This is a genomic window from Paraburkholderia sp., from assembly GCF_035656215.1.
Classification (GTDB): domain Bacteria; phylum Pseudomonadota; class Gammaproteobacteria; order Burkholderiales; family Burkholderiaceae; genus Paraburkholderia.
Genome location: NZ_DASRSY010000121.1, coordinates 1 through 11,667, shown reverse-complemented (window position 1 = coordinate 11,667; position 11,667 = coordinate 1). Strand labels below are relative to the sequence as shown.

At 61.1% G+C, this 11,667-nt stretch carries 10 protein-coding genes and 1 pseudogene; 8 read left to right on the top strand and 3 right to left on the bottom strand.

The annotated features are described in order from the left end of the window. The 4 genes and pseudogenes from VFE81_RS06900 to VFE81_RS06885 all read left to right on the top strand — a co-directional run. On the top strand, positions 1 to 1,227 hold a 1,227-nt coding region (locus VFE81_RS06900; protein WP_325043881.1), incomplete at its 5' end, for an MFS transporter. Positions 1,228 to 1,258: 31 nt separating this feature from the next. After that, a pseudogene (locus tag VFE81_RS06895) lies at positions 1,259 to 1,426 on the top strand (NAD(P)-dependent alcohol dehydrogenase); the annotation flags it as partial. Between the two features lie 67 nt (positions 1,427 to 1,493). Next, positions 1,494 to 1,967: an SRPBCC family protein gene (locus tag VFE81_RS06890; RefSeq protein ID WP_325043879.1), complete on the top strand. Its 474-nt coding sequence runs from the start codon at positions 1,494 to 1,496 to the stop codon at positions 1,965 to 1,967. Continuing rightward, positions 1,951 to 2,316 (top strand): ArsR/SmtB family transcription factor, encoded by a 366-nt coding sequence (locus VFE81_RS06885; protein ID WP_414695558.1) that lies wholly within the window; start codon positions 1,951 to 1,953, stop codon positions 2,314 to 2,316. Before VFE81_RS06890 ends, VFE81_RS06885 begins: the two co-directional genes overlap by 17 nt. A gap of 123 nt (positions 2,317 to 2,439) precedes the next feature. Here the strand turns inward: VFE81_RS06885 and VFE81_RS06880 are convergent, their stop codons facing one another. From VFE81_RS06880 to VFE81_RS06870, 3 genes are all read right to left on the bottom strand, one after another. Next, positions 2,440 to 3,621: a YncE family protein gene (locus tag VFE81_RS06880; protein ID WP_325043877.1), complete on the bottom strand. Its 1,182-nt coding sequence runs from the start codon at positions 3,619 to 3,621 to the stop codon at positions 2,440 to 2,442. Between the two features lie 62 nt (positions 3,622 to 3,683). Next, on the bottom strand, positions 3,684 to 4,499 hold the full coding sequence (locus VFE81_RS06875) for a creatininase family protein (protein ID WP_325043876.1): 816 nt from the start codon (positions 4,497 to 4,499) through the stop codon (positions 3,684 to 3,686). A 105-nt stretch (positions 4,500 to 4,604) separates the two neighbouring features. Beyond that, positions 4,605 to 5,762 carry a porin gene (locus tag VFE81_RS06870; RefSeq protein WP_325043875.1) on the bottom strand — a complete coding sequence of 386 codons (1,158 nt, stop codon included), beginning with the start codon at positions 5,760 to 5,762 and terminating at the stop codon, positions 4,605 to 4,607. A gap of 284 nt (positions 5,763 to 6,046) precedes the next feature. Between VFE81_RS06870 and aldA the strand changes: the two genes are divergently transcribed. The 4 genes from aldA to VFE81_RS06850 form a co-directional block, all read left to right on the top strand. Beyond that, positions 6,047 to 7,471, top strand: coding sequence for an aldehyde dehydrogenase (gene aldA, locus VFE81_RS06865; RefSeq protein ID WP_325043874.1), 1,425 nt, complete (start codon positions 6,047 to 6,049; stop codon positions 7,469 to 7,471). A 145-nt stretch (positions 7,472 to 7,616) separates the two neighbouring features. After that, positions 7,617 to 8,936: an MFS transporter gene (locus VFE81_RS06860; RefSeq protein ID WP_325043873.1), complete on the top strand. Its 1,320-nt coding sequence runs from the start codon at positions 7,617 to 7,619 to the stop codon at positions 8,934 to 8,936. Further along, positions 8,937 to 10,154: a mandelate racemase/muconate lactonizing enzyme family protein gene (locus VFE81_RS06855; protein WP_325043872.1), complete on the top strand. Its 1,218-nt coding sequence runs from the start codon at positions 8,937 to 8,939 to the stop codon at positions 10,152 to 10,154. Positions 10,155 to 10,232: 78 nt separating this feature from the next. Continuing rightward, on the top strand, positions 10,233 to 11,667 hold a 1,435-nt coding region (locus VFE81_RS06850; RefSeq protein WP_325043871.1), incomplete at its 3' end, for a GMC family oxidoreductase.

Sequence of the window (11,667 nt, the reverse complement as noted above, 5' to 3'; positions counted from 1 at the left end):
CCCGCACAACAGGGTTTGCTGGTCGCCGTGCCGGTGCTGTCGGCGGCAATTCTGCGCGTGACGCTCGGTAACCTGTATCAATCGGCACACGGCAAGCGCATCGCGTTGATGGGCGTATTGCTCTCGGCAGTGCCGACGATCGTGCTACCGCTGATGCCGTCCGTACCGTCGTACACCGTGCTGCTGGTACTCGGTGTGTTCCTCGGCGTGGGCGGAGCGAGCTTCGCTGTGGCGCTGCCGATGGCAGGGAGCAATTATCCGCCGAAGGTGCAGGGGCTGGTGCTCGGTCTTGCCGCAGCCGGCAATATCGGCGCGGTGCTCGACGGCTTTATGTTCCCGCAACTGGCGACGCACTACGGCTGGCAAATGGCGACCGCTGGCGCACTGCCGTTGCTCGCGATTGCCGCGATCACGCTGTACTTCTGGGCCAACGATTCCGGTATCAAATCGGGCAGCGTGCTGCGCGCGTTCGGCAGCTTTGCGGTCACGCTCGTCGGTTTGATCGTGCTCGTGCTGCTGGTCGAAGCGGGCCTGTTCGGCTCGGGCAAGACCGGCGTGCTGCTGCTTCCGGTGATTGGCGCGCTGCTGGCGATTGCGGTGCTGCCCAAGCGCTATCGCACGGTGCTGGGCGAGCGCGACACGTGGGTGATCATGCTGGTGTACAGCATCACCTTCGGTGGTTTTGTCGGCATGTCCTCGTATGTTTCGCTGCTGCTGACCAACCTGTATCAACTGTCGAAGATCGACGCGGGTCTGTTCATGGCGCTGCTTGCCGCAACCGGCGCGATCGTGCGGCCGTTCGGTGGCTTGATCGCCGACAAGGTGTCAGGTGTGCGTGCGTTGACCATCCTGCTGGCGATCATTTCGCTGTGTGACTTCGTGTTCGCCGCGGCAATGCCGTCGATGGTGGGCGGGATTGCGCTGCTGCTGTGCCTGTACCTGGCCTTCGGTCTCGGCAATGGCGCGACCTTCCAGCTGGTGCCGCATCGTTGGGCCGGCCGCACCGGATTGATGTCGGGCATCGTCGGCGCCGCGGGCGGCATTGGCGGATTCTATCTGCCGGTCGTGATGGGCATCGCGAAGGAAAGCACCGGCAGCTATCAGATGGGCTTTGCGACCTTTGGCGCGCTGGCCGCTTGCGCGTTTCTCGCGATCGTCGCGCTGCGCCGTCCGTGGATGGCGTGGTCCATGCACACCAACGTGATGCATGCACACGCAACGGAGTAGTGCAATTCGACATCCGCGCCGATGCATGTCCGCCGATGGCGGTTGCATTTCGCTGATCGGCACGCTGGACGGCTACAGCATGTCGCTGCCGGGTATCCCGTCGTTTATCGGTCGGGCGACTGTCCAGGGTATCGGCGTCGGGCATCGGCGCGCACTCGACGATTTGGTGCGTGCGGTCGATGCGCTGGGTCTCAAGCCGGAAAACACGCAGGCAAATACTTGCATGTTGCCGATTGCGCGCCTAATATGCAGTCAGGAGGCTGCATATGAACCCATCGTCTGACACATCAACCGATCGCATCGAAAAACAGATTCTGCTGAAGGCGCCACGCTCGCGAGTGTGGCGCGCGTTGTCCAACGCCGAAGAATTCGGCAATTGGTTCGGCGTGAATTTCAGCGGCAAACAGTTTGTCGCCGGCCAGTCCGTGCAAGGCAACATCACCTATCCGGGCTACGAACATCTTGTTATGGACGTGATGGTCGAGCGGGTCGAGCCGGAGCACCATCTATCGTGGCGCTGGCATCCGGCCGCGGTGGATATCTCGATCGACTACTCTCCGGAGCCCACCACGCTGGTGGTATTCGAGCTGACCGAGGTCGACTCGGGCACCTTGCTGCGCGTGATCGAATCGGGCTTCGACCGGATTCCCGCCGCGCGACGCGAAGAGGCATTCCGCATGAATAGCGGCGGCTGGGGCCAGCAGATGGTTAATATCGAAAAGTATGTCGCCGCGGGATAAGCCGACTGCCGGTCATGCACGTGTGAAGGCGGCCATGCTGCGAAGTTCTGCGCAGATTTTTGCGGCGCTCGGCGATGAAACGCGTCTGCGTCTGATTGTTGTGCTGTGCGCGGGCAGTGCGATGTCGATCGCGCAGTTGACCGCCGGAACGGAGATCACGCGGCAGTCGGTCACGCAGCATTTGCAGGTGCTGGCCAATGCGGGACTCGTGCGCGACATCAAGGTGGGCCGTGAACGCTTTTGGGCGTTCGAACCGGCCCACCTCGATGAAGCGCGGCGTGCGCTCGATTCGATTTCGCAGCAGTGGGATCACGCGCTGCTGAGATTGAAGGCGGCGGTGGAGGAGTGAGGGGCGCATCCTGGCCAGTGCGCTTTCGCGGTGCCTCGGTCGCACATGCCGATCAGCATGCCAGCCGTCCATGGCGCCACGCAAATCGCGCCACAGATCAATCGCGGACTGCCGACCGTGGAATCAACGCATGTTCCCGGTGTGGCCCAGCGAATAACGCCCGGGCTGCGGCCAGACCGTGAGGCCGTGAGGCTCCATGCCGACCGGAATGGACTTGACCGACCCGGTCGTCGTATCGATCGCGTAGACCACGTCATCGAACCGTCCCGATAGCCACAGCATCTTGCCGTCGGGGCTGACGTTGCCCATGTCGGGACTGCCACCGCCCGGAATCGGCCAGTTCGCGACGACCTTGCGCGTTGCGAAGTCGATTACCGACACGCTGCCCTTGCCATGTTTCGGCCCGTGCACGAGATTAGAGCCGCGATTGGACACATAGAGGCGGGTGCCGTCGCGGCTCGGGTACAGGCCGTGCGTGCCGACGCCCGTCTTGATGAAGCCGATCTTCGTGAAGCTGTCGCCGTCGACCACGTAGACGCCGTCGGCCATCATGTCGGCGACATAGAACAGCTTGCCGTCCGGCGAGATGCGGATGTCCTGTGGCATGCCTTTCCTGTCGAGTTCAAGGTAGCCCATGACCTTGCGGTTGACGAGATCGATCTTGGCCAGCTTGCCGCCGAATTCGCAGGTGAAGAGCGCGTACTTGCCGTCGATCGAGAAATCGGCGTGATTGATGCCCTTGCACTGCGGCGCTTCGAGACTCGATTTCAGCGCCATGGTGTGCACATCGCGAAAGTCCAGTCGCGCGTGCGCTTCGGCCACCACGATCGCCTCTTTGCCGTCCGGCGTGAAGTACATGTTGTAGGGATCGTCGACCATGATCTCCTTGCCGGGTTTGCCGGTCTTCGGATCAATGGGTGTCAGGCTGCCGTCGGTGCGGCCTTCGGCGTTGTTGGCCACCCACAGCGTCTGCAGATCCCATGCAGGGACGACGTGCTGCGGACTGAAGCCGACGTGAAACCGGTCGACCACTTTGAGCGTGGCCGGATCGATCACGTAGACGTCGTTCGAACGCAGGTTCGGCACATAGACGCGCGGCAACGCGCTGGCGACCGCGGGGCTCATATGGCCGGCGCGCGTTTCGCTGTACAGGTTATCGGAGTTCACCACGGGCGGCATACCGGTCACCGTGGTGACAGCCGACGCAGCCGATGCAGCCGATGCAGCGCCGGCGGCGCAGAAACCAGCCAGCGCGACGGCGACGGCCGTTGCAACGCGCGAAAAACGAGAAGAACACAATTGCATGGTGAATTCCGTTATCGAGTGAATGGGTGCTCGGGGGCGGAAGCGGGAGGGTGTCGAATGCCTTAATGGCTTGCGGTTTCTTTCCTGATGGCCTCGATGGTTCGCGACACGATTGCGTCAATGCCCGGTTGACCGAGTTCGACGCTCGAGTGCCGCGGGTCGCCGCCATAGACGCCGTCGGCCGGTCCCAGTTTCGGACCGCTTCGCAGATGCTCGAGCCGCACCATCTGCGGTGCGACCGCCAGCAGCAGCGAGGTATCCGCGAGTCCCGCATGCGTGCCGATCTCGGCATCGCTGATGCCGTGCTGCCGCAAGATCTGCGCGTAGCCATCCGAGCTGGTGCCGTAGTACGCCGGCGGCACGAATGCGCGAGCGCCCGAGCCGGCCCAGCTCGTGTTGAGCTGGGCTACGGCGTGCCTGACATCGTTCTGATAGCCGCCGTGGTCGCCGAGAAAGACGACGTTGGTGAAGCCGTGAACCTTGAAGCTGTTCGCGGCGGATTCCAGCGTCTTTTCGAACACGTCGTCCGGCACGGTGATCGTGCCGGGGAAGCGCATGTGCGAGGTCGGCGGAGCGTAGCCACCTTCCGGCACGTAGGCGATGACCGGCGCGACGATCGCGTTGCCAAGGCCCTCGGCGATGCGCTGCGACAGCACCTTGACGCGTGCATTGTGCTTGCCGAGTGCGACGTCGGGACCACTTTGCTCGGTTCCGCCGATGGGGATGATGATGGTGGTCTTGCCCGCCTGAATCTGGTCGCGCAGTTCGGTCCAGGTCAGGTCCTCAAGGAGGACGGTTTTCGGGGTTTGCGCAAAGGCGGCCTGCGTGGCGATGAGCAAAATGACGGATGTGAAAGCTCGTCGTAGTGGAAAGCGCATGAAGGTTCCCCGTGGGAAATGCGTACCAGGAGTGTATACGGAACGTGAACAGCCTGAAAAATTGAACACCGGTGCGGCGGCTCCAGCGCGACAAACCCCTTATCCTTAGAACTTGTGCCGCAGCGCGACCCGTACGGCGACCTGATTCCCCGTCGACGACGGTGCCTGCACACCCGGAATGAATGCGTTGTCGAGAATCGAGTGGGTCGCGTCGCCCGCGACCTTCTGGTACTCGCCCTGCACGTACACGTCCGTGCGTTTGGAGAGGTTGTAATCCGCCATCAAACCGACCGAGTGAATCTTAGGCTTCACGCTGCCAGTCGACGCATCGTAGTTTTCCATCGTGTATACATACTGCGCGCCGATAAAGAAGGCCGGAGTGAACTGGTATTTGCCGTTCACTTCGAAATTCTGGTACTTCAGCGTATTCAATCTGACACCGGACGCCGCCAGCGGGATGCCGATATAGCCGTTGCCGGTCGGATCCTTATAGTTTGAGTTGGTGTAAGCAAAACCGGCGGTCGCCGCACCGAACGTGTAGTTGATGCCGCCGCCGAACACCCGCATGCGTCCGGCAATGAAGCTCGCGTCGTTCGCGGTGATCGCACCGGTCGAACCCGCGCCCGGATTGTTCGCCTGCAGATACGCGGCAGCAATCAGCAGCCCGCCGTTCGCGTACTGGCCGCCAAAGCTATAGGCGCGGTTGTTCGCGAAGTTCGTGTCGTTGCTGAAGCTGTACACACCACCGAACTGGAAGCCCGCGATCTCCGGGCTCGCATACTTCACGCTGTTGCCGAGGCGGAACGAGTTGTCCGTATTGTCGTTGTCGTACGGATGCGCAAACAGGTAGCCGGCCCAGTTGCCGTTGGCGGTGGTCTGCGCGAGATAGTCGACCACCGAGTCGTACTGGCGCCCAAGCGTGACCGTGCCGAACCGATCGTCGCTCAAGCCTACGTAGGCCTGGCGGCCGAACATGCGGCCGCCCTGGCCAAGCCGCCCCGAGCTCACATCGAAGCCGTTTTCCAGCTGGAACACCACCTTCATGCCGCCGCCCAGATCTTCCGAACCCTTCATGCCCCAGCGGCTGCCCTGGGCATAGCCGCTCGCCATTTCCCAGACCGCGCCGCGCCCGGCGTTGTTGGTGTAGTCGATGCCTTCATCGAGCACGCCGTACAGGGTCACGCTGCTTTGCGCGAAGGCGGATGGGGCCGCCAGCGAGGCGAGTGCGGTGATTGCCGCGGTGGCGATGACATTCTTTTTCATTGTGAGCTCCAGACATTGGTAATGAGCGGCCCAGTGGTTCGAAACGGGTTCGAACGGTGTCAAAGGACGCTGCTTATTGGCAAAGCCCGGATTCTGCTATTTGGGATGGGATTCGCGTATGAGGCACATCCCTGGATAAACGTGATTTTTTCGAATGTTTGTTCCGCAAATTATTCGCTTGTGGCGCGCCGTGCCGGAGAGAAAAATTCCGTTCATGCACCTTTGGCATGAAGACGATAGCCGAAGGCCATGCACCACTGCACCAGGCTTTTCAGGAGACGACCATGCGACTCGATCGAAATTTTGCTAACGGCCGCTTTATCGATGCGGCAAGCGACGAGCTCATCGCCGTCACCAACCCTGCCACCGAAGCCGCGATTGCCCATGTCACGGGCGCCACCCAGGCCGAGGCCATCGCAGCGGTCGACGCCGCCGCAGCCGCCCAGAAAGGCTGGCGCAAGCTGCCTTCGGCCGAGCGCGCGGTCTACCTGCACAAGCTCGCCGACGCACTCACCGAATGCGCGCCCGCCATTGGCGCGGCGCTCGCGCTGGAGTCGGGTAAGAGCGTCGCCGACGCCACCAACGAAGCGATCTACGCCGGCCAGATCACCCGCTACCACGCCGAATGGGCGCGTCGTATCGAAGGCGAGGTGATTCCGAGCGACACGCCCGACGAAAACCTCGTGCTGCATCGCGAGCCGATCGGTGTGGTCGCGTGCCTGATCCCGTTCAATTACCCGGTCTATACGTTCATGCGCAAGGTGGCGCCCGCGCTGATCGCCGGCAACACCGTGGTGGTGCGTCCGAGTAATAACACGCCGACCTCCGCGTTCGAGATCGCGAAGGCAGTTGAGAAGGCAGGCCTGCCGGCCGGCGTCGTGAACATTCTCGCAATGAACCATGCAACCGCCGAAGCGCTCTGCACGCACCCCAAGGTCGGCATGATCACGCTGACCGGCAGTGTCGGCGCAGGCCGCAAGGTACTCGAATACTGCAAGGCGAACATCGCCAAGCCGTCGCTCGAACTGGGCGGCAAGACGCCCGCGATCATCGAGGCGGATGTCGATCTGGAGAAAGCCGCGCGCGATCTGGTCGCATCCAAAACCACCCACTGTGGGCAGCTTTGCACGGCGATCGAACGCGTCTACGTGCAGGAAAGTGTGCATGACCGCTTCGTCGCGCTGTTGAAGAAGCACATGAGCGCGGTGGAAAGCGGTGATCGCAGCGAACATCCGTCACTGATGGGGCCGCTCGTCAACGACGCGTCTCGCCAGTCGATTCACGGCATGGTCGAGCGCGCGATTGCGGCGGGCGCCACGCTCGAAACCGGTGGCAGACTGCCGCAAGGCAAGGGCTTCTTCTATCCGGCTACGCTGTTGTCGAACTGCCGTCAGAACATGGAAATCATCCAGGAAGAGACCTTTGGTCCGATCATGCCGGTCGTCAAATACCGCACGCTCGACGAAGCGCTGGAGATGGCCAATGACCATCAGTTTGGTTTGTCGTCGGTGCTTTATACCGAGAACTATCGCAGCGCGATGAAGATCGCCAACGGCATTGAGGCAGGCGAGTTGTATGTGAACCGCACGCCGGCCGATCCGTATCAAGGTTTCCACGCGGGCTGGAAACGCTCGGGTCTTGGCGGCGACGACGGCAAGCACGGCATGCTCGAATTCACGCAGACCCGGCTTGTGGTCATGAAGTACTGATGCAGAACTGGCGCGTGCCGTGTAATTGATCGCGGCGGTGCGCGTCCCCTTTGAAACTCGCAAGAACTGCAGCCAGCACGCTGCAAATCCATAACAAAACAGATTGGAGACCCAGCCCGGCGCTGTGTCTCTCAGGAGCGCTCACGTGTCGACTCAACCCGTTCAAACTGCCGCCTCGCTCGCGTTAAGCGACGAAGCCGCACTGCAAAAAAGCAAGGGCCAACGTTATATCCAGCTCACGTTGCTGGTGCTGGCGGCCGGTGCGATCTACCCGATTCTGTATCTTCGGCAGGTTTATCAGCCGACGATGCTCGAAGTGTTTCACATCACCGATAGTCAGCTCGGCTATCTGTATTCGTCGCTCGGCACGATCTTTCTGCTGAGCTACCTGCCGAGCGGCTGGCTCGCCGACCGGATCGCACCGCGTCTGTTGATCTGCTTTTCGCTGATCGCGACCGGCGTGCTCGGCCTGTGGTATTCGACCGCGCCGTCCTTCAATGTGCTGATGCTGATCTTCGGTGGCTGGGGACTGTCGACCGGTTTGACGTTCTGGGCCGCCGTCATCAAGCGCGTGACGATGATCGCCGGCACGCACGAGCAAGGCCGCTTCTTCGGCTTGCTCGACGGGGGACGCGGCTTGATCGAAGCGATGCTCGCAACCATCGCGATCACGCTGTTCGCGTGGTTCACGCAGACCAAAGGCGAGCCCGTCACGGCTGGTTTCAAGCTGGTCGTCTACATGTACGCGTTTCTGTGCATCGCGCTTGGCGTGGTGCTCGCGCTCGTCAAAGATCCGCAAGGCACGGAAGACGCGGCCGCTAACCGTGCCACGAAGAAACGCAGCAACGTCCTGGTCGATCTGAAAACGCTCGCGTCGATTCCCGAGCTGTGGCTGGTCGCGGCGATTGTGTTTTGCGGCTATCAGGTGTTCTGGGCCACCTACAGCTTCTCTGCGTATCTGCATGAAGGCGAGATTGGTTTGACGGTGGTGATGGCCGGCACGATCACCACGCTCAAGCTGTGGATGCGGCCGATCGGCGGCATCGGCGGCGGCTTTCTCGGCGACCGTTATTCGAAGGTCTCGGTGCTGGTGATCGCGCTCTTCCTCGCTGCACTGTCGCTGCTGGGTCTGATGGCGGCGCCGCGTATCTCGAGCCACGTGCTGCTGGTGTTCCTCGTGCTGTTCATCGGCATTCTGACTTACGCGATTCGCGGTCTGTACTGGTCGCTGCTGGATCGCTGCAATATCCCGGTCGAAACGATGGGCCTTGCTATCGGCCTGATTTCCGTACTTGGCTATTCGCCCGACGTGTTCCTGCCGTTGATCAACGGCTATCTGACGCAGAACTTCCCGGGCGTCTTCGGTTACCAGCTTTACTTCGGCTATGTGGCCGGAATAGCGGCGCTCGGCGGCTTTGCTGGTCTTGCGCTGAGAAACATGCTTAACAGGAAAGGGGTTGCGTAAATGAAAGTCGTCTCGCTCGAAACGCATATCGTCGCCGTACCGCCGCCGCACGTGGGCGGCATGTACTGGATTTTCGTCAAGCTGAAGACCGACTGCGGCATTGAAGGCGTTGGCGAAATCTATTCGGCGACGTTTCATCCGAAGGCGATGACTCACATCATCGACGATGTATTCGGCCGCTATCTGCTCGATAAGGATCCGCACCATATCGAGCGGCTCTGGCGCGAAGCGTATTCGAGCGGTTTCACGCAACGTCCCGATCTGACGATGATGGGCGTGGTCAGTGGGCTGGAAATGGCGTGCTGGGACATCATCGGCAAGGCGGCGAACAAGCCGGTGTACGAACTGCTTGGCGGCATGGTGAACCAGCGTCTGCGCTCGTACACGTATCTGTATCCGAAGAACAGCAAGGGCGAATACGACTACGACGATCCCGATCTCGCCGCCGAATGCGCCGTTGAAAATGTGAAGCGCGGCTTTACGGCGGTGAAGTTCGATCCGGCGGGGCCGTATACGGCTTATTCGGGTCATCAACTGTCGATGGAAGTGCTCGACCGTTGCGAGACTTTCTGCAAGCGCGTGCGCGAAGCCGTCGGCAGCAAAGCGGATTTGCTGTTCGGCACGCATGGGCAGATGGTGCCGTCATCGGCAATCAGGCTCGCCAAACGCCTCGAGAAATACGATCCGTTATGGTTCGAAGAACCGGTGCCGCCGGGACAGGAAGGCGCGATGGCGCAGGTCGCGCAGCACACCAGCATTCCGATTGCCGCGGGCGAGCGCCTGACCACCAAGTATGAGTTTTTCAAATTGCTCGAAGCGGGCGCGGCGTCGATCCTGCAACTGAATGTGGCGCGCGTGGGTGGTTTGCTCGAAGCGAAGAAAGTCGCGGCGATCGCCGAGGTGTATTACGCGCAGATCGCGCCACATCTGTATAACGGGCCGATTGGTGCCGCTGCCAGTATCCAGCTCGCCACCTGTACGCCGAACTTCCTGATTCAGGAAAGCATCGGCACGTGGGACGGCTTCCATGCGGCGGTGTTGAAGAAGCCGATTCAATGGGAAGACGGCTACATCATTCCTTCGCAGGAACCGGGCCTGGGCGTGGAGTTGAACATGGACGTCGTCAGGCAGCACACGCCGTACACCGGCGAGCGTCTGCATCTGCAAATGGCCCCACAACCCGCCGACGTAAAAGACCTCGCGCCGGCCAGGGGTTGAAATCTGCGGGTTTTAACCTGCGGGTTTCAACCTGTTTTACGCATTCAATGGATTGGGCGCCGTCTGGCGACATAGAGCATGAACTACGATTACATCATCGTCGGTGCGGGTTCGGCGGGCTGCATTCTCGCCAATCGCCTTTCGGCGTCGGGCCAATATTCGGTACTGCTGCTCGAAGCTGGCGGCAAGGATAGCTCGTTCTGGTTCAAGATCCCGGTGGGTTTCACCAAGACGTACTACAACGAAACCTACAACTGGATGTACTACAGCGAGCCCGAAAAGGAACTCGACAACCGGCCGATCTATTGCCCGCGCGGCAAAGTGCAGGGCGGTTCCGGTTCGATCAACGCGATGATCTACGTACGCGGTCAGCCGCACGATTTCGACGACTGGGCCGCAGCGGGTAACACGGGATGGGCGTTTCGCGACGTGCTGCCGTATTTCCGCAAGCTCGAATCGCATCCGCTCGGCAACACCGAGTATCACGGCGCGGATGGGCCAATCCGTATCTCGCCGATGAAGGATGCAGTCCATCCGATTTGCCACGTGTTTCTGAAAGGCTGCGACCAGGCAGGCTACCAGCGCAGCGACGACTTCAACGGTGCGCAATTCGAAGGCGCCGGCATCTACGACGTGAATACGCGCAACGGGCAGCGTTCGTCGAGCAGTTTCGAATACCTGCATCCGGTGCTGACGCGCAAGAATCTGAAGGTCGAGCGTGACGTGCTGGCAAGCCGCGTTCTATTCGACGGCAACCAACGGGCAATTGGCGTGACCGTCACGCAGAACGGCACTACGCGGCAGTTCATGGCGACCCGTGAAGTGATTCTGTCGGCGGGCGCGGTCGATTCGCCCAAGCTGCTGCAACTCTCGGGCGTGGGCGATAGCGCATTGCTGGCGAAGCATCGTATCTCGATGGTCAAGGAACTGCCCGCGGTGGGGCAAAATCTGCAGGACCATCTGTGCGTGAGTTTCTACTATCGTGCGAGCGTGAAGACGCTGAACGACGAGATGCGTCCGTTGCTTGGCAAGCTCAAGCTCGGTCTGCAGTATCTGCTGACGCGCAAGGGGCCGCTCGCGATGAGCGTGAACCAGTCGGGCGGATTCTTCAGGGGCAACGATCAGGAAGCGCAGCCGAATCTGCAGTTGTACTTCAATCCGCTGTCGTACCGGATTCCGAAGAGCAGCAAGGCCAATCTGGAACCCGAGCCGTATTCGGGCTTCCTGCTGGCATTCAACCCGTGCCGGCCGACGAGCCGCGGATCGATCGAGATCGCATCGAATCGCGCGGAAGACGCCGCGAAAATCCGCATCAACGCGCTGACGACGGAGAAGGATATCGACGAGGTGATTCAGGGCTGCGAGCTGGTGCGCAAGGTGATGGCATCGCCGGCGCTGAAAGAGATCACAGTCGAAGAAATCTCGCCGGGGCCGCAGGTGAATACGCGTGAAGGTTTCCTGCAGTATTTCCGCGAGCAATCGGGTTCGATCTATCACCTGTGCGGTTCGTGCG